This window comes from Patescibacteria group bacterium, from assembly GCA_028716665.1.
GTDB lineage: Bacteria > Patescibacteriota > Patescibacteriia > UBA2591 > JAQUPP01 > JAQUPP01.
Window position 1 is genome coordinate 25434 of the sequence record JAQUPP010000002.1, and the last position, 24423, is coordinate 49856.

At 38.7% G+C, this 24423-nt stretch carries 13 protein-coding genes; all 13 read left to right on the plus strand.

All coding sequences use genetic code 11. The features are described from left to right. The first annotated feature begins 15 nt into the window (after positions 1 to 15). The 13 genes from murD (at position 16) to PHF10_03270 (ending at position 24417) form a co-directional block, all read left to right on the plus strand. Positions 16 to 1386, plus strand: coding sequence for a UDP-N-acetylmuramoyl-L-alanine--D-glutamate ligase (murD, locus tag PHF10_03210; GenBank protein MDD5534733.1), 1371 nt, complete (start codon positions 16 to 18; stop codon positions 1384 to 1386). Then, on the plus strand, positions 1383 to 2495 hold the full coding sequence (ftsW, locus tag PHF10_03215) for a putative lipid II flippase FtsW (GenBank protein MDD5534734.1): 1113 nt from the start codon (positions 1383 to 1385) through the stop codon (positions 2493 to 2495). The genes murD and ftsW overlap by 4 nt, the downstream gene beginning before the upstream one ends. Positions 2496 to 2561: 66 nt before the next feature. Then, the gene (locus PHF10_03220) at positions 2562 to 3329 is read left to right on the plus strand and encodes a DUF3108 domain-containing protein (protein ID MDD5534735.1); all 768 of its coding nucleotides are present in this window, start codon (positions 2562 to 2564) and stop codon (positions 3327 to 3329) included. A 212-nt stretch (positions 3330 to 3541) separates the two neighbouring features. Then, a complete protein-coding gene (locus PHF10_03225; protein MDD5534736.1) occupies positions 3542 to 6337 on the plus strand; it encodes a LamG domain-containing protein in 2796 nt (931 codons plus the stop codon). A 14-nt stretch (positions 6338 to 6351) separates the two neighbouring features. Then, complete coding sequence (nadD, locus tag PHF10_03230) at positions 6352 to 6966, plus strand: nicotinate (nicotinamide) nucleotide adenylyltransferase (protein ID MDD5534737.1); 615 nt, start codon at positions 6352 to 6354, stop codon at positions 6964 to 6966. 4 nt (positions 6967 to 6970) lie between these two features. Continuing rightward, on the plus strand, positions 6971 to 8968 hold the full coding sequence (gene ligA, locus PHF10_03235; GenBank protein MDD5534738.1) for an NAD-dependent DNA ligase LigA: 1998 nt from the start codon (positions 6971 to 6973) through the stop codon (positions 8966 to 8968). Between the two features lies 1 nt (position 8969). Then, positions 8970 to 9263, plus strand: a complete 294-nt coding sequence (gene gatC, locus PHF10_03240) for an Asp-tRNA(Asn)/Glu-tRNA(Gln) amidotransferase subunit GatC (protein MDD5534739.1) — start codon at positions 8970 to 8972, stop codon at positions 9261 to 9263. A 95-nt stretch (positions 9264 to 9358) separates the two neighbouring features. After that, complete coding sequence (gatA, locus tag PHF10_03245) at positions 9359 to 10861, plus strand: Asp-tRNA(Asn)/Glu-tRNA(Gln) amidotransferase subunit GatA (GenBank protein ID MDD5534740.1); 1503 nt, start codon at positions 9359 to 9361, stop codon at positions 10859 to 10861. Between the two features lie 36 nt (positions 10862 to 10897). After that, positions 10898 to 12463, plus strand: coding sequence for a cohesin domain-containing protein (locus PHF10_03250; GenBank protein ID MDD5534741.1), 1566 nt, complete (start codon positions 10898 to 10900; stop codon positions 12461 to 12463). A gap of 17 nt (positions 12464 to 12480) precedes the next feature. Continuing rightward, on the plus strand, positions 12481 to 20382 hold the full coding sequence (locus PHF10_03255) for a DUF2341 domain-containing protein (protein ID MDD5534742.1): 7902 nt from the start codon (positions 12481 to 12483) through the stop codon (positions 20380 to 20382). Between the two features lie 114 nt (positions 20383 to 20496). Further along, the gene (locus tag PHF10_03260; GenBank protein ID MDD5534743.1) at positions 20497 to 22284 is read left to right on the plus strand and encodes a hypothetical protein; all 1788 of its coding nucleotides are present in this window, start codon (positions 20497 to 20499) and stop codon (positions 22282 to 22284) included. 27 nt (positions 22285 to 22311) lie between these two features. Further along, complete coding sequence (locus PHF10_03265; GenBank protein MDD5534744.1) at positions 22312 to 23235, plus strand: hypothetical protein; 924 nt, start codon at positions 22312 to 22314, stop codon at positions 23233 to 23235. A 105-nt stretch (positions 23236 to 23340) separates the two neighbouring features. After that, complete coding sequence (locus tag PHF10_03270; GenBank protein ID MDD5534745.1) at positions 23341 to 24417, plus strand: hypothetical protein; 1077 nt, start codon at positions 23341 to 23343, stop codon at positions 24415 to 24417. Positions 24418 to 24423 lie beyond the last annotated feature (6 nt).

Here is a 24423-nt window from a genome sequence, read left to right on the forward strand (position 1 = left end):
TTAAATAATTTTACTATGAATTTAAATGGTAAAAAAGTTTTAGTAATGGGACTGGGGATTATCGGCGGGGGACTGGAAACGGTCAGATGGCTGTTGAAACAAGGGGCAAAAATCACCATTACTGATTTAAGAACCGAGAAAGAACTTAAGCCATCTCTTGAAAAACTTAAAAATTTTTCAATAAAATATATTTTAGGCAAACATCGTCCGCAGGATTTTAAATCTGCGGATTTAATTATTAAAAATCCGGCCGTTCGCAACAGTTCGCCTTTTTTGAAAATAGCTCAAGATAATCAAGTGCCGATTACAACTGATATTAATCTTTTTTTTGAATTGTATCCGGGGCAAATTATCGGCATTACCGGCACCAAGGGCAAATCAACCACTACCACTTTGATTTATCAAATTTTAAAAAAGTCCAGACAAAAAGTTAATCTCGGCGGAAATATCGGTTTTTCGCCGTTGAAATTTTTAAACAATAAAACAAAAAAGGACAGCAAGATGATTCTGGAACTTTCTTCTTTTCATCTTGAAAATCTTAAAAAAGGACCGGAAATCGCCGTTATAACCAATCTTTTTCCGGATCATTTGGACAGATATAAAACTTTTAAAAAATACATTGAAGCGAAAAAAATTATTTTAAAAAGACAATCTAAAAAAGGAATCGCGATTTTAAATTATGACAATAAGAAATCTTATCAATTAAATTCTTACTGTCGGGGAAAGGTTTACTGGTTCTCTAAAAAACCTTTTTCCAAAAAAGACGGCGTATTTTTAAAAAATCAAGAAATTTATTTTCGCCAGAATAATCAATTGGAAAAAATTTGTTCTGTTGCCAGAATTAAAATATTAGGAGAACATAATTTGGAAAATATTTTGGCCGCGGTTTGCGTTGCCGCCATTTTAAAAATCAAACCGCAGATGATTCAGAAATTTTTAAATGATTTTTCCGGTATAGCCAATCGTTTGGAATTAGTGAGGATATTCAAAGGAGTAAAATATTACAATGACACGGCCGCGACCATGCCTGAAGCGGCGATTAGCGCTCTAAAATCTTTTAATCAACCGGTTATTCTGATTTGCGGCGGAGCGGACAAGAATTTAAAATTTCAAGAATTCGCGCAATATATCAAGAAATATGGCAAAATTATAATTTTGCTTCCCGGCACCGCCACACCAAGATTAAAATCGCAAATTTTATCTGCTAAGAGCGAAAAAAAAATCTTTGAAGTTAAAAACATGAAAGAAGCAATAGAGATGTCTCAAAAAAACGCAAAAAAAGGCGATATTGTCCTTCTGTCTCCCGGCTGCGCCAGTTTCGGATTGTTTAAAAATGAATTTGATCGCGGAGGAAAATTTAAAAAATTTGTCAAAAATTTAAAATGATCAAAACAAAAATTCATCAACCTGATTATATTATTATCATTAACCTGGCAATTTTGATTATTTTGGGATTGATTATTCTTACTTCGGCCAGTTATTTTACTGCCTGTGAAAGATTTGATAATTGTTATTTTTATTTAACGCATCAAATCCTTAACGGTTTATTGCCGGGTTTATTTATTTTTTGGCTTCTGGCTCGTTTTGACTATCATCATTTAAAAAAAATTTCTTTTTACTTGCTTATTTTTTCACTTATAATATTGGCCTTGGTTCTGGTGCCGGGCATAGGTTTTGCCAAAGAAGGGGTAAGTCGGTGGATAAAAATAGGCGGCTTTAATTTTCAACCGTCAGAATTTATAAAATTATCATTTCTGATTTATTTGGCAGCTTGGTTCTCCGGTCATCAAGATAAATTCAAAAACATTAAAGAAGTTTTTATACCATTTGTTCTTTTTTTAGTTATTATCAGCGTTCTTATTATTTTTCAGCCGGATATAGGAACTTTATTGGTGATTATTATAAGTGCCCTGGTTGTTTATTTCATTGCCGGCGCGCCTTGGAAACATTTGGGTTTTATAATAATGGGCGGACTTATATCTTTAATAGCTTTAATTAAAATAGCTCCTTATCGTTTTGACAGAGTAATGGTATTTCTTCATCCTGAAGCGGACCTTCAAGGTATAGGTTATCATATTAATCAGGCGATTTTGGCCATTGGTTCAGGAGGAATTTTTGGTCGGGGATTGGGACATTCGTATCAAAAAATTAATTATTTGCCCGAAGTGGTCGGTGATTCAATTTTTGCCGTGATGGCCGAAGAGCTGGGCTTTATTTCAATGTTGATAGTGGTGGGATTATATATTTATTTGGCTATTCGTATTTTCAGATTAGCCAATTTAAATCGTGATAATTTTGGAAAATTATTGACAGTCGGCATCGGTTCTTGGTTTATTTTTCAATCATTAATCAATATGGCTGCGATGTTAAGACTTTTGCCTTTGACCGGCATTCCTTTGCCTTTTGTCAGTTATGGCGGCACAAGTTTTTGCGTTTTTATGGCTGCTTTTGGAATTTTGGTTAATATTTCAAAACAAACAGACGTCTTGACATAAAAGAAAAAATTTGTTAAATTTAGAATAAATAAAATCTGTTTATCGGCAAACAAAAGGAGGTGAGAGATGTTTTTTACAATCTATTTCTTGATTGCTTCAAGTTTGGGAGAAATTGATTTGAATCAGGTAAATTCGCATAATCTGTTTAAAGAGGGGAAAGAAGAAGTTTATTCCATTAGATATAGATGGTTGATGCAAGATATCGCCGTTGGGACTCTTAAGACACGATTTAATGGCAAATTTGCCATGAATGGAAATACTATTTGGAATTTTTATGCAGAAGCGAAGAGCAATGAAATGGCGAATAATCTTAAACAACCTTTCTGCGTAACAATGGAGTCATGGGTGGATCAAAGTTTTAAAAGTTTACGTTTTAATAAAACGGAAGATTGGCATGGACGGAAAAAGAAGATACAGATTTGTATAGATCAGTTTAATAATCGGGGAAGTTGGGATGTATCTTATTCGAAGGATAAAAATGATTTTTTTACGGGAGAAATTCTGCCAAGTTCACGAGATTTATTGGCCCTGCTCTATCTTCTTAAAGCTATTCCTGCTGAAAGTTTAGGGGTTGGCAAGAGTTGGAGCATTAACATGGTCAGAGAGAATAAATCTAAAACAGATTCTTTATATTCTGATTCTTTGCAAGCCATGATTTCAGCCATAGAAATAATAACAATTCAGGGAAGAGAAACAAAGTGTTTTGTTTTTGAAATTGAATATAGAGAAAACAATTTTCTCGGTTCAACTGAGAAAATAAAAATTTGGCTAAACAGAAGACATCGAATTATGATGCTTCAGAGGGGGAATTTCACTTTGGTTTTAAAAAAATAAAGGCTTCAGTAATAACTGAGGCCTTTTATAATTTTGGGGCTTGCCCCCTCACCATAACGGCGATGCCCCGCTTTGGCAGGGCGATCCAGCTTTGTTATTTTATTTATTGTTATAAGATTTATTTCTATTTAAAAAAATATTAAATGCAAGATATTATCGCCATTAGGTGAGGGGGCTTGCTCTCCGGCTAAAAATGTTTTATAATTTAAGAGATGACTATCAAATTTAGCATCAAAAATCGTTTGATTATTTCCGGAATTTTTATCATTCTGGGTTTTTTGATTTTGTTGGCTCACAATTTAAATCTTAAAATTTTCTCGGCAAAAGCTGATTCAGAAGATAATATTCGCGGTTGGGGATGGAGCGAGAATATCGGTTGGGTTTCCGCAAATTGTTATAATGATTATGGGAAATGTGTCGGCGGAAGCAATAATGGTTTATATTGTGACAACGGATGTCCGGGTGGGACCTGCCAAGTTGATGGAATTTTTGAAGATAGATGCAGCGGGAATAATTATGGCGTTGCAGTAGATACTATTTCTCCATATAAATTACATGGTTATGCTTGGAGTTCAAATATGGGTTGGATCTGTTTTGGTTGCTCTTGCGATAATAATTCGAGCTGCTGTGATACCCCTTCAAGCTGTGAAGGGCCGGATGCATGGGATGGAAATAAACCGTGGGCCTGTTCGGGAAATGCCACTTGTGTCGGCGGTACTTGTTCTTGTCTCGGGGATAAAGGTGAATCTTTTTATCCAACTCCCACTTCTGATGAATTGCGCGCGCATTGGAATTTAAATAATGAAAGTTCGCCAATCCAGGATTCTTCTGGTAATGGTAATGTAGGGACACTTAATGGTACGACTAGAGTTTCCGGCAAATGGGGTAATGCCAGATCATTTAATGGGACGAGTGATTATATAGAAATGGCAGACAGCCCATCTTTAAGTATCACCGGCGATTTAACAGTTGAGGCATTTATAAAACGAGGCGTGATTGGCGGCACAGAACAACAAACTATTTTGGGCAAATGGGATGATGGAACGGGTAAAAGTTATCGACTTTGGTTGGATACTGATAATAAATTAAATTTTTTTGTGTCCGGTACTACCGAAGCAACAATAACTCAAACTACTGCCAATTTAACTGATATAACAAAATGGCATTCCGTGGCCGGAAAATATGATTATGACGGAAGCGAAAAATTAAGTATTTTTGTTGACGGAGTGGAAGTTGATGGAACAACTAGCGGCACAGTACCAAGCACTTTAATAGATTTATCGCAAAAATTTTATTTGGGCGCGAAAAAGGGCGCTTCAACAATGGATACATTTTTTAAGGGCACAATTGAAAATGTTTCAATTTGGTTTAAAGCTAAATCAGACAGCGAAATTTTTTCTGACGGACAAATGGAACTCTCCGGTTGGGCCAAAGTAATCAATTTGGGAGATAATGGCTGGATGAAATTACAGAAAAGTTTAACTGACGCCACTCCGAGTAAATGGTGGGGAAGTTATTTGGAAGATTATATAGATTTTTACAGAATGGGTGGTTGGGGTTGGAATGATTATTCCAGTTCTTTGCTTGGCGTTGGTTGGTTGGAAAATGGTTATCCTAAGGATGTTCTCGCGCCTGCGACTTTTGATATTTTAAGTGTTGATAATAGCACCGACTGCCATCAATTATCGGTTTTATATAGTTCTGCTGATTGGGCAGAGAATTATACTTATTGGCGGAAAGATGATGTAGAAAGTTGCCCAACTTGCAGTACGGAAGAAAATTGTGGAACTAATGGTTATACGCAAAACAGTGTATCCGAAGGAACTGAGGGATATTTGCAAGATACGGGGTTGATTGAAGATACGGGTTATTGTTACGCGGTGGTGGCGCATAACGCGACCGGTTCAACATGGAATTCCAATGGAGCACAATGGGGAAAAACTCTTAATTGCGAACCGGACGGAGAAACTACTGATGCTAAAACTTGCGGTCAAATTAAAACTAAATGGGATGGGCCTCAGGGCAGCAGCGCTGATGGTTATAATATTTATCGGACATTAACCGACACGGGATGCAACAGTTTAGTTGATTCCAGATGCCAATTAGTCGGTCATTTGGCCGAAGGAATTTCTTATAATGGTTTAATTGCTCAATGGAAAATGAATGAAACTTCTTGGAGCGGACAATCCGATGAAGTCAAAGATTCTTCCAGTCAGGATAATAATGGCACGGCTGGAAATGGAGTGAGTACTGTGTCCGGCGCAAAATTTAATTACGGCGGCAGTTTTGCGGGAGATAATGATTACGTGGAAGTATCAGATGCGGATGATTTGGATCTGAGCACGGCAATCACACTTGAAGCTTGGGTTAAAATAGATACATCAAAAGATAATGGCATAATTGCGAAAGGAACAAGTTCAAATTTGAGAAATTATGAGATGCGCGTTAATTCAAGCGGATACTTGTCTTTTAATTTTTATACAGGAGATTGGAAAAATCATACTGACGATACAACAATTATTTCACCTAATCAATGGTATCACTTGGCGAGTGTGTTTGATGACAGCTCCGATAAAGAAGTCACTCTTTATGTTAACGGCGTAAAAGTGAAAGAATTCGACGAAACAGCCTTATTGACTGCGAATAACGAAACCTTAACGATCGGTCGGGTTGGAAGTTATTATTTTGACGGCCTGCTTGATAACGTGGCGATTTATAATGTGGCAAAATCAGATTCTGACATTAAAATTGATTATGAGGCAGGCACTTCAAATTGTTCATTAGAGGGAGATTGCGGGTTAGCTTCTGTTTGCGACGGCGCCGAAGCTCCTTATACTAAATGCGGCACAGCTGATACTTGCTGCTATATTGATAAACGAGTCATTCCTAAAATGAATTATTATTATGTTATAAACGCGACCAGTGAACAGGGTGTTTCACCGTCTTCAGACCAAACTCCGGCGGCCCAAACTTCATGCTGGCCGACGCATCAGCAACAAGAACAATAAAATTAATATAATTCATGATTCAGAATTCTATTATTATTTTCGGCAGTTCTTTTAATCCTCCTCATCAGGGGCATCTTATTATCATCAGGAAAGCGTTGAAAAAAACAGGGGCTGAAAGAATTATTTTAATGCCGGTTGGTATTCAGCCGATTAAAGAAAATTACAATATGGCGTCAATGAAAGATCGTCTGGCGATGACAAAAATTTTAGCCAAATCTAATTCTCGGATTGTTGTTTCGGATATGGAAATTAAAAAAGCACGCAGAGGGATAAAGTCTTATACTATTGATACAATCAGACAAATAAAAAAGCAACACCCGGGTTATGAAATTTATTGGGTGATAGGAGCGGATTCTTTAAAAGAGATATTGGACGGCAAATGGAACGGGGGATTGAAAATTTTCAATCAAGCGTATTTTATTGTCACTAATCGGGATAATTTATTATCAAAGATTAAGATCCCCAAGAAGATTAGGCCTAAAATAAAAATTATGAAAATAAATTGCCCTATTTCCAGCACTACGGTCAGAAAATTATTACACGATAAAAAATCAGTTAAAAAATTGGTGCCGAAAGAAGTTTTAAAATATATTGAAGAAAAAAAATTATATCGGAAGCTTTACATTTAGGTTTATGAAAGAATTAACCAAAAAAGAGGCCGAATCAAGGATAGAAAAATTAAAAAAAGAAATAGAATATCACGGCCGCCTTTATTATGTTTTGGACAAGCCGTCGATTTCGGATGCGGCTTACGATTCTTTAAGAAAAGAATTGTTGGCTCTGGAAAAACAATATCCGGAATTCGCCGGACAGAATTCGCCGACTCAAAGAGTGGGCGGCAAGCCTTTGGAAAAATTTAAAAAATTTGCTCATAAAATTCCTTTGCTTTCCCTCTCCGACGCTTTTGAAGAAAATGAAATTTATGATTGGGAGAAAAGAATCAAAAAACTTTTGCCTTCTGATTCAAAAATCGATTATTTTATTGAATTGAAAATGGATGGTTTGGCGGTGACTTTATTTTATAAAAATGGAATTTTCGAAAAAGGAGCGACTCGCGGAGACGGTTATATCGGCGAAGATGTGACTCAAAATTTAAAAACCATCAGAACCATACCTTTGAAATTGGAAGGAAATTTTCAGGGAGAAACGGAAATCAGAGGAGAGGTTTTTATGTCCAAAAAAGTTTTTGAGGAATTAAACAAAGAGCAAATTAAAAATAAAGAATCGGCTTTTGCCAATCCCAGAAACGCTGCGGCCGGATCATTGCGTCAGCTTGATTCGCAAATTACTTTAAAAAGAAAATTGAATTTTTTTGCTTACGATATTATCACTGATTTGGGGCAAAAAACTCATTTGGAAACTCATAAATTAATTGAGAAAATCGGTTTTCCTCCGAATCCTTACACTCAATATTGCGCTGATATTTCCGAGATTATAAAATTTCAAAAATATATCGGTGGATTAAGAGAAAAATTGCCTTATGAAATTGACGGCGTGGTCGCCAGAGTTAATTCCAATGAAATTTACGATAAATTGGGCACGGTTGGTCGGGCGCCGCGAGGATCAATTGCTTATAAATTTCCCGGGTTGGAAGCAACCACTAAAATAAAAGATATTATTATTCAAATTGGGCGAACCGGCAGATTGACGCCGGTGGCCGTACTTGAATCGGTTAATGTCGGCGGAGCCAACGTCAGTCGGGCCACCTTGCATAATGAAGATGAAATTAAAAGATTGGATGTCAGAATTAATGATACGGTGGTGATAAAACGGGCCGGCGATGTTATTCCTGATATTGTCGGAGTTTTAAAAAATTTGCGGACCAATAAAGAAAAAATATTTAAAATGCCAAATCATTGCCCGCTCTGCCATTCACCGGCTTACAGAAAAGAAGGCGAAGTTGATTTTTATTGTTCCAATAAAAATTGTTACGGACAGAGATGGCGAGGCATTACTCATTTTGTTTCCAAAAATGCTTTTGATATTGTTCATTTGGGCCCGAAAATTATTGATAAACTTTTCAGCGTCGGGTTGATTAAAGATCCGGCAGACATATTTTTCTTAAAAAAAGAAGACCTTGAACCCTTGGAAAGATTTGCCGAAAAATCAGCGGATAATATTATTGGGGCGATTGATAAAAGCAAGAAAATTGATTTTAGCCGTTTTATTTACGCCTTGGGAATTCGCCACACGGGTGAAGAAACAGCCATTAGTTTAGCCAATTATTTCGGAGATTTGGATAATTTAATCAAAGCCAAACTTGATGATTTAGAGGCGATTGAAGATATCGGCGGAGTAGTGGCTAAAAGTATTTTTGAGTGGTTCCAAGATAAAAATAATTTGGAATTGATTAAAAAATTTAAAAAAGCGGGAGTGGAAATTATTAAGCCTTCAAAAATTGATCAAAAATTAAACGGTAAAACTTTTGTTCTGACCGGAACACTGATTCATTTTACCCGTGAATCAGCCAAAGAAATGATCAGGAAGTCAGGCGGAAATATTTCTTCTTCAGTCAGTTCAAAAACGGATTTTTTGGTGGCCGGCGATGCCCCGGGTTCAAAATTCAAAAATGCCAAAGATTTGGGAGTAAAAATTATCAGCGAACAAGAATTTTTAAAAATGATTCAATAGTATGATTTCAAAAAAAGAAATACAACATTTGGCGGATTTGGCACGGCTTAAATTGACGGAGAAAGAAATAAAAAAATATCAGAAACAACTTTCTGAAATTTTAGATTATGTCGGACAACTTAAAAAAATAAATACAAAAGACGTTTTGCCTTGCACCGGCGGGACTAATTTGAAAAATATTTTTCGCAATGACGAAGCGAGTTTGGCGGATAAAGAAATGATTAAAAGACTGCTTAAAACCGCGCCGAAAGTTGAGAATAATTTAATAAAAGTAAAAGGAGTATTTCAAGAATAGTTCGTAGTTTATAGTTATTGGTCACGGTTGTCAGTTTTTTAGAAACTAGAAACTAATAAACCAAAACTAAGAACCAATAACTAAAAACCATTTTTATGATTTTAAATAATTTAACAATTTTAGAAGCGCATCAGGGTCTGAAGAAAAAAGAATTTTCTTCAGAAGATTTGGTTAAATCATGTTTGGCGGAAATAAAAAAACAAGATAAAAAAATCAATGCCTTTATCACTGTTTTGGAGAAAGAGGCGATAGAGAGGGCGAAAATAATAGACAAACAGATTGCTTCCAGCGGTTTGAATAATTTTTTAACCGGCATCCCCTTGGCGATTAAAGATAATATTTTAATTCAAGATGTCCGCGCTACGGCCGGTTCCAAAATACTTTCGGAATATTATTCTCCTTATGACGCTACGGTAATTAAAAAGTTAAAAGAGGCCGGAGCGATTTTTGTCGGTAAAACAAATTTGGACGAATTTGCCATGGGTTCTTCCACGGAAAATTCTTTTTTCGGTCCGACTAAAAATCCTCGCGACTTGGAAAGAGTGCCGGGCGGTTCTTCGGGCGGTTCAGCTGCGGCGGTAACGGCAAAAATGTGTTTAGGCGCGCTCGGTTCTGATACCGGCGGTTCTATTCGCCAGCCTTCCAGTTTCTGCGGCGTGGTCGGATTAAAACCGACTTATGGAAAAGTTTCCCGTTTTGGTTTGATGGCCATGGCTTCTTCACTTGATCAAATCGGACCAATCAGCCGTTCGGTTGACGATGCGGCTATTTTACTTGACGCGATTGAAGGCAAAGATAATTTTGATTCAACCAGTGTCAAAGACGCGTTAAAAACAAAAATACCTTGTAATGACAATATTTTTAAAAAATTGAGAATTGGTATTCCAAAAGAATATTTTGTCAAAGGATTGGATCCGCAAATTAAAAAAAGTATTGATCAGCTGATTAAAAAATTGGAAGACGAGGGGGCGGAGATTAAAGAAGTAAGTTTACCAAACACGAAAGAAGCTTTGGCTTGTTATTATATTATTATGCCGGCCGAAGTTTCGGCGAATTTAAGCCGTTATGACGGCATAAAATACGGCTATTCGGTTCAGGAAGGAAAAAATTTGCTTGATGTTTATTTAAATTCACGGACTCAAGGATTCGGCGATGAATCAAAAAGAAGAATTATTTTGGGAACATATATTCTTTCCAAAGGTTATTATGAAGCTTATTATTTGAAAGCTCAAAAAGTCAGAACATTGATAAAAAATGATTTTCAAAAAGCTTTTGAAAAAGTTGATTGTTTATTGACGCCGACTACGCCGACTACGGCTTTTAAAATCGGTGAAAAAATTGATGATCCGTTAAATATGTATTTGTCCGATATTTATACCGTGCCGGTTAATTTGGCCGGTTTGCCGGCTTTAAGCTTGCCCATAACACAGACTCACACGGACGAGAACACAGACTCACACGGAAAAAGTCAGTGTAAGTCAGTGTTAAGTCAGCATAGGTCCGTGTCTTTGCCTTTTGGTTTGCAAATTATCGGAAATTATTTTGAAGAAAATAAAATCTTGGAAATAGCAAAGGGGATAGAGAAGTTAATAAGTTAATAAGCTGATAAGTCAATAAGTATATATATGGTAAAAATGAAAATAAAAATATTTAACATTATATTTTTATCATTTCTTGTTTTTTCGTTTTTTATTCCTTTTTTCGCGCAGGCTGAAACCAAATCTTCCGCCTCTCTTTATTTTGTTCCGGCGACAAGTTCGGTTGAAGTTGGGAAAACCACTCAAGTCAGATTTGTTGTTAATGCCGGCGTGCCGATAAATTTGGTTGAATCCACGCTTTCCTTTTCCAATAATACTTTGGAATTTTCCAGTTTTTCAAAATCAGGATCGATTATTAATTTATGGTTCAATGAACCGACTTATTCTCAGCAAAATGGAAGCATTTCTTTTTCCGGAGGCATACCGAATCCCGGTTTTACGGGCGAGGGCAGAATTTTAATCATTAATTTTAAAGCCAAGGCAAGCGGAACCGCTTGGGTAAAAATTTCCGGAGCTCAAGTTTTAGCCAACGACGGTTTGGGTACTGATATTTTAAGTTCCAGGGGACAAGCCAGTTTTACGTGTTTTGAAACCGGTTTGCCAAAACCGACTCCAACCGAACCTAAGCCTGAAATTACTCCTTCTCAATTAAAGGTTTCTTCTTCAACTCATCCTGATCAGCAAAAATGGTATTTAAATAAAAATCCCATGATTTCTTGGCCATGGAATTCCAATATTTCCAATTTCAGTTTTATTTTTGATCAAAAGGAAAAAACAATTCCGGATAATGCCGGTGAAGGATTGAATAATAATATTTCTTATTCGGACGTGAAAGACGGAATTTGGTATTTTCATCTTAAAGCGCGCACCGCGACCGGGTGGTCGATGACATCTCATTTTAAAATACAAATTGATTCTCAATTGCCTCAAGATTTGAAAATTATTTTTCCCAAAAATGAAGATATATATACCACTACGCCATTGGTTAATGTGTCGGCCAACGATTCTCTTTCCGGAATAGCTTATTTTGAAGAAAAAACAGATCAAGGTGATTTTATTAAAATTGACAAAACCGAATTTAAAATACCAAAAACAAATCCGGGCGATCATACTTTATCAATAAAAGCTTATGATCAGGCGGGAAATTTCGCGGAGAAATCTGAAAATTTTAAAATCATTCTTCTTCCGACTCCGACAATCGATCATTGCACAAGAGAAGTTTTGTCAGCCACTATATCCACTCCATTGATTGTCAGAGGCGAAGCCGCTCCGCTTTCAGATATTATTGTTTCCATTGCTCAGCAAGAAGGCGATCAAAAATTTGAAGAAACAACACAGACCGACAAACAAGGCAATTGGGCTATTATTTATAAAGAGCAATTGCCTCCGGGCGAATATTTTGTTTACGCGACCGTTCATTCTCCGGAACAAGCAAGTTCTCCTTCAAAAAAAGTCCGCTTGAAAGTAATAAAAACCGGAATTGAATTTTTGGGTCATATTATTCCTTCCGGCGCCATAATTTTTATTATATTTTTCCTTTTGGCTATCATTGTCATCTTGATCGCTTTATTGATGTTTTTCAAAAGGAAATTTAAAAAATATGATACTTTGCTTAAAGATTTTTTAGAGAAAAAAAATAGAGGCTTTAGAACGAAAAAATAAAAGGAGATTAAGTTTTTATGAGATATTCTAAATCATCAATTGTTTTTATTTTAACCACTGCTTTGTTTTTAATTGGAGCAGTTTGTTTTTTATTTTATAGTCCATTGACCAAAGCGGCGGAAACAAATGAAATAAAAATTTCTCCCACTGCTTTTTCCGGCAGTCCTTCGACTCCGCTCGGGGCAGGTTGGCAGAATCCGCAAGCGGTTTTGACTCAGGATTTATCGCAAAACGCGGCTTTTGAAGAATTTAATCAAGAAAATTCGGCTTATCCCGCGCCCGTTCAGACGGGAAACTCGAAACTCGAAACTCGAAACTCGAAACAAATTTTGAATTTTCTAAATTCTAAATTCCATATTCTATATTCTTTATTCTTTAAAGACAGCGTGGCGCAAGCCGAAGAGATAACCACGGAAAATTCAACTTCAACGCCATTGGATATTAACAATCAAACCGAGCCAACGCCTGAAATTGAACCGATAATTGAAACCCCGGCCATGGAACCGCTAATTTCCGAACCATTGATAGAAACGCCAGAGCAACCCCAAATTGTCGAGAAAATTTTAGAAATTTCAAATTTTTCAGTTTCGGACAGTTTTAAAGAAAAACAAATTGAGAATGTTCAACTGAGGTTTTCGCTGGCGGCGAAAACCGGCGAAACTGACACTAAAGAAGAACACGAAACTGACACTAAATTTTTAATTGAGTATCAGAACAATAAAGATTGGCAGGAAGTAGGAGAAATTAGCTTTAATAATGAGATTTCTAATGCTACTAATGGTGGGTATTGGCTTTATGCCTTGCCCGTTTTTCAGTCTTGGCAAGATTTAGATAATCTGAAAATCAGGTTTGTATATCAGGAAACAGTTTCGAGCCAGTTTAGTGATACAAATCAAGTTTCGCATAGTTTAGTGTATTTGGACGCGGCTTGGCTGGAAATAACAACCGCGGAACAGCCGGAAAAAATTTTAGAGCAGCAAGAACCGATTAAGGAAATAAAAAGTTTTAAAAATAATGAAGAACCGACTTTTGAATTGACGGAAAGTTTTTTTGCGAAAATAAAAAACTTTTTCAAGAAAGAGAAAAAAGATTTTGTTTTGATTGATCCAATGGGGAAAGAAAGCAAGGACGGACTGATTAATCAGGGCAATAAAGTTAAAGTTTCTCGTTCTGGAGATAAAAGAAGTTTCAGACCAGGCCTTTATAAATTAAAAATTAAGCAAGGCGACAAAGAAACCATTCAAGAGTTTACTTGGGGCGTTTTGACATTAAATACCAATAAATCAGTTTACCTGTCCGCCGAAGCCTTGTCGAAGGCGGGATTGCCCAACGAGACGGCTTATCTGCAAATGGCGGTTTTAAAAGATGACGGACATACAGTATGCGACGCTTCGCTTAAACTCGAAATCAAAAATTCGAAATCAGAAACAATTGTTTTATCAACCGGAGACGGAACAATTCAATATAGCGGACAATGCGGGCCGGACAACGTGATTGATGTGCCGGATTATTTCGCTTATTATCCGGTGGGAGAAGCGGGGACTTACGTGACAACTCTTACCAATCTTGATAACGGTTATGAAATAACTGACTCTTTTGAAGTCCGCGATTCCGCGCCTTTTGAAGTTGAAAGAATCGGACCGACCAGAATTTATCCGTTGGCGAATTACGAAATGAAATTGAAAATAAAAGCAAATCAGGATTTCAACGGAGAAATTATAGAAAAAATTCCAGACTCTTTTCAAATTATAAATTCAGAATCCGAAATCAGAGATTCAAATGATCCGAATACGAAAGAAATTGTTTGGAACGCTGATTGGAAAGCGGGAGAAAATTATGAATTGAAATATCAATTTGACGCGCCGGATGTCAGCCCTTATATATTTTTATCGGGGCCGCTTAAAATCGGCCAATTTGAAGAAACGAGAAATTGGCAAGTCGCGTCCGATACTCCGAATGGAACGGGTATGCTTGTTTATGATGAAGATGGAGCCAATAGTCCGTCTCCTCATTATAGAACCTGGTCCGGAACTGATTTTAGCAGTGAAAGTAATCTATTGGCAGACGAGACTGTGACCGACGAAGTGAATCATACCATAATTGAAGCTTGTCCAACTCGCGATGAATATATTAGAGGAGCCTTAACTACAGCGGGACATTTAGATGTTCAGGTTTGGGATGTTAATACAACTGCATGGATTAATGGCGGCAGTGCTCCAACCAATGGTGATTTTACAACCGGAATCGGAACCACCAATGATGTTTATCGCGCTTTTGATGTTGCTTATGAATCAACTTCCGGAGATGGTCTGGTGGTTTATGAAAGCACCAGTGGGACAAATAAAACTATTATGTATCGCACTTGGGATGGCTCAAATTGGTCTTCTGAACAAACCTTGGATTATTCATCAGTGGCGGAAGGAGGATCTAATGACGTTGCAGTTTGGGTGGAACTTGAGGCCGATTACGCGACTAATAATATTTTACTTGCTTGGCAAGACAAAACCGGAAAGGGTTATTATGGGGCTCGCTGGGATGGTACGCAGTGGTTGAACATTGCCCTAATTGATGGTGCTGGGGTAAATGCCGCTAGACAAGATTTTGATATTGCCTGGGAAGGAACTTCTCATAATGGTAAAATTGTTTATGCTAAATCGACAATAGACCTTGGCGCTTCAACTTATACTCCCGGAAGTGGCTGGGCTAGCGATACAATCTCAGATGTGGGTATAGATCAAGCCGTCCAATGGATTAGAATTGCCGGAAGTCCCAATAATAATTATATCGCCGCAATATATAGTTTTCTTCAAAGTGCCTATAGTGGAGAAATAACTGTTGATATGTGGAATGGTACAAATTGGACATCGGTTTCTACCCCCACAAAGGATAGTGATGTAAATAATAATGGTTATGCTCAGGGAATGGATGTTGCTTGGGAACAGGGATCAGGCGCGGATCGAGCTCTTTTTGTTTGGCGTGATGGTCCTACTGATGAATATTCTTTACGTTATATGGTTTATGATATTTCCGATGGGGTTTTTGAGGCGATTGATGATGACAGCGTTTGCAATCTAACGGGCACTAATACAAATCAAACAGTTACTTCTCTTGCCAATGCGGAAAATTCCTCTGGTCCTTGTACTGGACTCGGTGCATGGGAAGATGAAATTAATGGAATTAAATTAACTTCAGATACCGGATCCAGAAAAATTATGGTTTTAGCTGAAGATAAAACCGCGGCATTAAAACCTGAAGCTCAGCTTTGGAATGGGACAGATACCGGGACATGGTTGACTCAAACTTCAAACATGGGAACATTTGAAACAGATCTTTCTACTGGTGCTACTTTATCTGCTTCTCTTCCGACTAAAGCTTATGATTTTGCTTTTATGAAGTATTCTGCGGCAGCCGCGAATCTTACGCAAATTCATTATCATTGGAGAAATGACGATGGTTCAGAATCAGCCGCAACTTCGGCTACCGGCAGCACTGAAGACACAACTCTTGGTTGTTTGCCGGAAAGCACAACCAAAAGAATCAGGGTGGAAGTTTCTAATGAAGGTAGCGCCACATCTGACGCTATCACTTATCGTCTTGAATATGGAGCAAAAGCGACTACTTGCGCGGCTATTTCCAGTTGGACAGATGTTGGCGCGGCAGATGGCGATTGGGATATGTCCAATTCGTCAAACTTGACTGATGGAAACGATACAACTGATGTTGCTAATCTTGCCAATGGTAAAGTAACCAATGAAAATACAACTTTTGAAACTCCCAATGCCGCTCAAAAAGATACATCAAGCACTACCGCCGGTATTACTTTGGCTGCCACTGATTTCGCGGAAATTGAATATTCTATCCAAGCTTTGGCCGCCGCAACTGACGGAGGAACTTATTGTTTTCGTTTAACCAATGCCGGTTCTACTACAAATTTTACTTACACAACATATCCTGAAGCAACTGTTTACAGTTCTCCGACCATTGAACAAATACATTATCACTGGAGAAATGACGATGGTTCAGAATCAGCCGCAACTTCGGCTACTGCCAGCACTGAAGACACCGTGCTTAGCAGTTTGGTAAAAAATACAACTACAAGAATCAGATTAGAAGCATCCAATGAAGGCACTTGTTCGTCCGCGGCCATCACTTATCGTCTTGAATATGGAGCGAAATCTACCACTTGCGGAGCCATTGTTTCCTGGACTGATGTTGGTGCGGCAGACGGGGATTGGGATATGTCCAATTCGTCAAATTTGACTGACGGAAATGACACCACCAATGTTGCCAATCTTGCCAATGGTAAAGTAACGGACGAAAATACAACTTTCAAAACTACTAATGCTGCTCAAAAAGATACTTCAAGTACCACCGCCGGCATTACTTTGGCCAGCACTGAATTCGCGGAAATTGAATATTCAATCAAAGCTCTGACTGCGGCTACGGCCGGAGGAACTTATTGTTTTCGTTTGACCAATGCCGGAACTGCCACTAATTTTACTTATACAAAATATGCGGAGGCAACCATTTATACTCCGCCTGCTGTTGATGAAACTCATTTTCGCTGGAGAAATGATGATGGGGGAGAAAATGGAAGCTGGACAGTTGACGGTTTGACATACACAACTAGGAGAATGTTAACCATTGATAATAGCAAGATAACTTCTGACTTGGTTGATCTTCCGGTTCGGGTAAGCTTGGCCAGTTTTCCGGATATTGATTTGGCGGATTTTAATGCAAACGGATATGACATCAGATTTACTCAATTTGACGGAACAACTCTTTTAAAATATGAAAGAGAATCTTTTAATCAAACTGCGGATACCGGAGAATTCTGGGTGAAAATTCCTAACGCGAGAACCGCAATCAGTAATGATAATAGATTTTTTATTTATTACCGAACCACGGACACGACCGACGGAGAAGACGCGACTAATGTTTGGGACTCTGATTTTGAATCAGTGCATCATTTAAATATTGCTTCTCAGGGAACAGTAGTAAGTGCTGATACTACCCATGTGTCAGATACTTTTTCAAGAACTTTGGTCAGGACTGATGACGATAATCAAACTCTTCATTTGTTTTATGCCAAAGCCGGAACCAGTGACAGAACTTTATGGTGGAAGATAAGCACTGATAATGGATTTACATGGACTAGTGAAACTCAAATTGGGAGTACGGCTGGAAGAGGAAATCTTCCCACGGTTGAAGTAGATTCAAATGGAAAAGATATTCATCTTGTATATTCTAACTCCAATGATCTTAAGCATTGGATGTTTTACAGAAAATTAACTTGGAACGGCGCTAGTTGGGATGTCGGGAGCGAAGAAACTATTCACGAAGGAGCGACTGGTACGAGTGGCGTTTCTGACGCAAGTATGGCTATTGATTCATCCGGAGTGGTTCATGTGGTTTGGGCGTTTTGGGACAACAGCACCACTTATAATGCATATTATGAAAATAATTCAGCCGGAAATTGGAGTGCCAGTCCGACTACTTTAGGTACGGATAATGCATGGGTAATGCCGGTCATTCAAGTGGACTCCAGTAGGAATTTGCATGTAGTTGTTGCTCTAAATGGTCTTGTTGAATATCAAAAAGCGACTTATAGTGCCGGTCCGACTTGGACTTGGGCCGGGAGTTGGACAGCCATATCCGGGGGAACATATTCTGATGTTTGGTCGCACGTTATCAGTTCCATTGATGCCAGTAATCGTCTGCATGTTGCTTGGGGCGGTTATGGTCCGACTTACAGACCTTTAAAATATGCCAGAAAGAATGCAAATGACACCTGGGAAAGTACCGTCACTCTTGATGCGGGAAATAATCATTGTTACGCATCAATTGTCGCCTTTGGAGATACAGTTTACGTAACCGCTATGTATAATTCCAGTACGGGCCAAACCGTATATTATAAAAGTACTGATGCCGGAGCCAATTTTGGTAGCAGAATGGCTATTAGCGATAATACTTCAACAAATCTTGCTTTCCGTTCCAGAATTTCAAAATACGCAATAAAGCCCGTGCTTGAAGGAGCGTGGAGAACAGGCAGTTCTTCGCCATATTCTATGAAATATATTCTTATTGATGAATTGGATTCAACCACCCATAATATAGATGGAGGTTGTATTAATGGAGTAACGGGCGGCGCGGTTGGTCAAATAAACGGCGCAGATAGTTTTGACGGAAGTAATGATTATATTGATATTGGCACCGGACCGAGCACCGTCAAAACCGTCAGTTTTTGGATTTATCCGGAAACGACAACTGAATATTTTATTAATCTTACCAGTACCACAAAATATATTTGGGTTAGCGGTGGCACCGTGACCGTAACCGGTTTTACCGGTACGCCGACAATTTATGTTAATGGGGTTGTCACCAGTACTTTAGCGGCCGATGCATGGCAGTATGTAACTGTTACCACCGGCACGGCTGAGAACGCCAGTAATTTTGATATTGGACGAACTGCTGACACCAATTATCTGGAAGGAAAAATAGACGAGGTCCGTATTTCTCAAACTGCCAGAAGCGCTGATTGGATTACAGCTGATTATAATTCTACAAATAATAGTTTATTGACTTACGGAAGCGAGGAAACAGGATCGGGTACGGCCGCCACTTGGAAAGCAGCTGAAGATACTACTGCCAGTCAGCCCTTATCAACAAATGTCAGATTAAGATTTTCTTTTAAAAATACCACGGCGACTGCCAGCGGTTACAATTATCGTTTGCAATATGCCGCTCAAACCGGAGGATCTTGCGGAGATGAAACCTACACTGATGTACCGGTTGCCGGAAGTTGCGGCAGTGAAGCTGCTTGTATGTCTGCTTCCACTTATTTCGTTGATCAAGCCGCGACTACCAGGCAATTAAGTATTCCCAGCAACTATGCTTTTGTGGCGGGTAAAATAATAGAAAATGCGTCTAATCAAACTGATGATATTACTTTAACTGCCAGCCAATTTACCGAAGCCGAATATAGTTTTCAATTTACCGTTAATGCTTCTGACAGCACGGTTTATTGTTTTAAGGCAAGAAATAACACAACTGAATTGGACAGTTATACAAAAATAGCCGATATCACGGCCGGTGGCGGTCAGGCGCCGACAGTGAGCGATGTTCAATTAAATGGCCAAGTGGCTATTGATTTGATTGAGAGCACCACAAAATCAGTTTCCGCCACGGCTGATGTTTCAGATCCTGATGGATGTGATACTATTACCGGCGTTACGGCAAAAATTTATCGTTCAGGAGTAACCAGCGCTCAGGCCTGCTCGGCCAATGATAATAATTGTTACAGTGTTGCTTCTTGCACTGAAACTTCTTGTTCCGGAACTGACGCTGTTTATACTTGTACAATTTCAATGCAATTTTTTGCCGATCCGACTGATACCGGCACTCCTTGGGTTTCTCAATATTGGCGAGCTTATGTCACCGCTACTGACGAAGATGATGCAACCGCTTCAGGTTACAGTGCGGCTGACGCGCCCGACGTAAATTCTTTATTAGGATTGGATGTTACTGCTACCATAAATTATGGCAGCTTGGGCGCCGGCGCTAAAAATGATCCTTTGGACAAAACAACAACTGTCACCGCTACCGGAAATGTTTCTTTGGATGTAACTTTATACGGCGTAAATATGACTTCAGGAGGAAATAATATTGCCGTGGGAAAACAAAAATACGCGCTTGCTACCAGCACGGCTTATGCCAGCGGCACAAGTTTATTGGTTGATCCCGGAGCCACGGCGCAATTAAATTGCTGCAAAACTTTTTCTTCCGGCAGCAAGGCGACTAAAGATATTTGGTGGGGATTGGAAGTGCCTTCTCCCCAAGCAGTGGGCACTTATACCGGATCAATTACTTTCAGCGCGGCTAAAAATGGATGGTCAGTGTCCGGCGATTGGTGCGAATAATTTTTTAAAAATCAATTAGTTATCCACTGAAAAAGACATTGTTTTTTTCAAAGTTTGTGATATCATAAAAGTATAAATAATTTAATAAATTTTAATAAATTAAATTTTAATTATATGGCAAAAATCATAAAGAAATCTTTCCCCTGGTTTTTAATTTTAAGTTTGATTGTCGCGGTAGTTTTCAGTTTTAATTTGAATTTTAAAAATTCAGAAGTTAAAGCTGACTCCGCTGACACTTCGGTTACAGTCGGAAATACCGCCCCATCTTTGGGCACTCCGGCTGAAAATCCGGCTTCTTACGGCACTACGCCGACCAATATTGGCGCTAACGTAACTTTTGAATCCACCTCCACTGATCCGAATAGTGACAATTGGTATTTAGCTGTTTGTAAAACAAATGTGATTAATCCGGGAACCGGTGGCGGCGCGCCAACTTGCGACACTTCTTCCACTTGGTGTGTTTCTACCACAACTGTCAGTGGCGCAAAAGCCACTTGTGTTGCTGAAGCTTCCGGTGTCGCGGAATCCAATGTTTGGTATGCTTTTGCTTGCGATGCCGCTGCTTCAAGTCAGGCTTGTTCCGCTTCCTCACAAGGTGCAAGCGATTCAGGTTCGCCATTTAAAGTTAATCACGTACCGGCCTTTACTGTTTATGCCGATGATGGACCAAAAGCTCCTGCAGTCACTATGACTTGGACAACCACTGCCGCGGATACTGATACTGACACGGCAAGTGACACAGTAAGTTTATATGTTTGTAAAAGTAATGCTTTTGTCGCTTCAACTTTAACCTGCACGGACGGAGCTTGGTGTTCAGATACTGCGAAATCCAGTAATCCAACTTGTGGCGCCACTACGCTCAGACCGGACGGCGACTATGCCGCTTATGGTTTTGTAGTTGATAGTCATGGGCTTGAAGCTTCAGGAAGTCCGCATGCCACAGATTCCACTCCAACGGTCAGCAATGCCACACCGAGTATTACTGCCTCAACTATTTCCGTGCTTGATACTGATGAAGCGGATAATATGACTCTTACTACCGAACAAGCAGTAACCACCGGATTTAAAGTAAAATTTACCGTGGTTGATGCTAACAGTTGCGTAGTCAAAGGAGGAACTCCGGGAACTAATAATGAAATTGCTTCATCTTTTATTAATTTAAGAATGTCGGAAAAAGCCACCACATCTTGCGATGAATCCGGCGAATATGATGCCAATGATTGTTACCCTGACGCCTCTGCTTCTTGGGACCCAAGTTGTACTCAAGATGCGGATACTTGTACCGGAACAACAGACACTGATGCTGCTTGGACTTGCACTTTCCCAATTCAATATCACGCTGACGCAACAGTAACCGGCGCGCCAAAAGCTTCTTACAATTGGGTCGCGGCTGTCAAAGCCACTGATGATGACACGGCTGATACGGGATTGGTTGATTCCACTACTGGCAGCAATGAAATGGATAAATTCATGTCTTATGATTTGACCACTACTACCATTTCTTACGGTACAGTGTCAGCTAATGGAGACAGTTCTGAAAAAACAACCACTGTAGAAGCAACAGGCAATGTGGGTTTGGATGAAAATATTTCCGGCGGAACTTCAGGAAGTAAAGGATTGTGTACCGGCAGCTATCCTACCTGCTCGGGAAGTTATATCGCTACTGATCAACAAAATTATAATTTAACCACTGCTCAAGGTTGGGGCGGATCTGGTCACGCGGATTTAGCATATGTGGCCGCTGAAGCTGAATTAAATTGCGCCAAAACCACTACGACCGGCTCACCGGCAACTGCAAATACTTATTGGTATTTGCACGTACCGACCGGACAAGCAGCCGGAAGTTATACCGGTCAGAACACGATTGAAGGAAAAATTAATAATGAAACTTACGGATCATAATAAATAAGCGCAAGGTTTATCAATTACATGGCTTGGAAAAAAATAAATTTAATTTTAATTACTTTTCTATTATTGGCTTTTGTAATCGCCCCAACGGCGAAAGCGGGTTTTGGTATTTCTCCGCCTTATATTGATAACGAAAATCTCGGACAAGGATCTCATTACGAAAAGAAAATCACTTTGGTCAGAGGCGATCCGGTTGAAGATTGGAAGGTGGAAGTGATTACCAATGTTCCCAAAGCGGATGATTGGATTACGATTGACAAAGGGAAAGAATTCATTATGCCGGCCGGAGCCCAACAAGTGCCGATTATTTTCAGCATTGATGTTCCGAAAAACGCCAAATTCGGCGAATATAAAGGCAGTATCAGAATAAAAACATCACCGGTCAGAGCGCCGGAACAGGGGACAGTCTCTATTCTTTTAGGCGGACAAATTGATGTTAATCTGACCGTGGCCAAAGATATTTTTGATTTTAAAATTAAAGGAATAAAAGTTTCCGATTTGGAAGAAGGATACAAGGCTTGGTGGGGATATGTTCCGGGAATAATAAAATTCTCAATGCAAACTGAGAATTTGGGCAATATTAAAGCCGCGCCGAGCAAAGTGAAATTTGAAATTTACGGCGAAGACAGATCAAATATTGTAGAAACAATTGAAACTTCCAAAATAGGAAAAATTGAACCTTTTAAAACCGATTGGGCGGTGGCCGAACTCAAAACAAAATTAAAAGCCGGCAGTTATTGGGCTCAGTATAAAATTTTCAAAAAAGATGAAGTGGTCAGCTCGGGAGAAATTCATTTAAGCATTATGCCCAAAGGCACCATCACCACGGGACAACAAAACAAAATATTTGATTTGAATTCAAAACTTCTGCCGATAGTCGGTTTAGCCATCATTATTTTAATCGTTATCGCGGGTTTGATTTTAAAGAAGAAAAAGAGAAAGTAATCAAAAAATGCTATGACCATAAAAAATAACCAGAACGAAATATTTTTTCGAAACTGGTTATTTTTATCCCGCACCTTTTCGCGAAGTGTTAAACACCGCGATAAGATGCGGGATTTATTATTTTTTAAAAAACATAAACTGATTATTTTTTCAGTTATTTTATTTTTAATTTTGCCTTCCTTCCCAAAAATTTCCCAAGCTGAAACTTTTTCAACTTCTGTTTCGGTTATCATTACGGTTTGCGGCAATGGCGTAGTTGAACTAGGGGAACAATGTGACGGGAGTGATTTGGATACTCAAACTTGTGTTAAACAAGGTTTTACCAGAGGTACCTTAAGCTGTAAACTTGATTGTACTTTTGATACTTCCGATTGTTCTTCGGGCGGTGGAGGAGGCGGGGGCGGTGGAGGAGGCGGACTTTTAGTTCCTGAAACAAAATTGATTATTCAGGGATTGGCCTATCCAAATGTTGATGTAACTGTCTTGAAAGACGGACAAATAGTCGGTGTTGTCAAAGCAGATGATACGGCAAATTTTAAACTTGAACTTCCCGGAATTACTCCCGGTATCTGGAGTTTTTCTTTATGGGCTGAAGATTTTAAAGGAAGACGTTCTTCAAATTTCAGTTATACGCTCAGTGTTCAGTCGGGTATGACTACAACCATTGCGAATATTTTTTTACCGCCAACCATTGATTTAGATAAAGACAAAGTTAAAAAAGGCGAAAAAATTACCATATTCGGTCAAACCGCGCCGAAATCTCAAGTTTCGATTTATGTTTATTCCTCAAATCCATTTATTAAAGAAATAAAAGCGGATCAAATTGGCGCCTATCTTTACAGTTTGGATACAACACCCTTAGAAAGCGGCGATCATTATACCAAAATAAAATCTTCCCTTGAAGGGGTGTTGGCTTCGGATTTTTCCAAAACTTTGAATTTTCAAGTTCTAGAACAGGACGAAACACCACAAGAACCATCGTCAGGAGAAGCTGAGAAAATGCTTCCTGCTAATTTAAATCATGATTTTACCAAAAAAGGAAAAGATATTATTAATTTTGTGGACGTGTCCATTTTGCTTTATAATTGGGGTGTTCCTAAAAACATTAAGACCGATTTAAACAGCGACGGAAAAGTTAATTATCAAGATCTAAGCATTTTATTGTATCACTGGACAGGTTAATTCACA

Excerpts from the sequence above, each read along its gene's own strand:
- ftsW (MDD5534734.1), top strand. The coding sequence starts at position 1,383 with ATGATCAAAACAAAAATTCATCAACCTGATTATATTATTATCATTAAC.
- ligA (MDD5534738.1), top strand. The coding sequence starts at position 6,971 with ATGAAAGAATTAACCAAAAAAGAGGCCGAATCAAGGATAGAAAAATTA.
- PHF10_03270 (MDD5534745.1), top strand. The coding sequence starts at position 23,341 with ATGCGGGATTTATTATTTTTTAAAAAACATAAACTGATTATTTTTTCA.
- PHF10_03250 (MDD5534741.1), top strand. The coding sequence starts at position 10,898 with ATGAAAATAAAAATATTTAACATTATATTTTTATCATTTCTTGTTTTT.
- PHF10_03265 (MDD5534744.1), top strand. The coding sequence starts at position 22,312 with ATGGCTTGGAAAAAAATAAATTTAATTTTAATTACTTTTCTATTATTG.
- PHF10_03260 (MDD5534743.1), top strand. The coding sequence starts at position 20,497 with ATGGCAAAAATCATAAAGAAATCTTTCCCCTGGTTTTTAATTTTAAGT.
- PHF10_03220 (MDD5534735.1), top strand. The coding sequence starts at position 2,562 with ATGTTTTTTACAATCTATTTCTTGATTGCTTCAAGTTTGGGAGAAATT.
- nadD (MDD5534737.1), top strand. The coding sequence starts at position 6,352 with ATGATTCAGAATTCTATTATTATTTTCGGCAGTTCTTTTAATCCTCCT.
- PHF10_03225 (MDD5534736.1), top strand. The coding sequence starts at position 3,542 with ATGACTATCAAATTTAGCATCAAAAATCGTTTGATTATTTCCGGAATT.
- PHF10_03255 (MDD5534742.1), top strand. The coding sequence starts at position 12,481 with ATGAGATATTCTAAATCATCAATTGTTTTTATTTTAACCACTGCTTTG.
- gatC (MDD5534739.1), top strand. The coding sequence starts at position 8,970 with ATGATTTCAAAAAAAGAAATACAACATTTGGCGGATTTGGCACGGCTT.
- murD (MDD5534733.1), top strand. The coding sequence starts at position 16 with ATGAATTTAAATGGTAAAAAAGTTTTAGTAATGGGACTGGGGATTATC.
- gatA (MDD5534740.1), top strand. The coding sequence starts at position 9,359 with ATGATTTTAAATAATTTAACAATTTTAGAAGCGCATCAGGGTCTGAAG.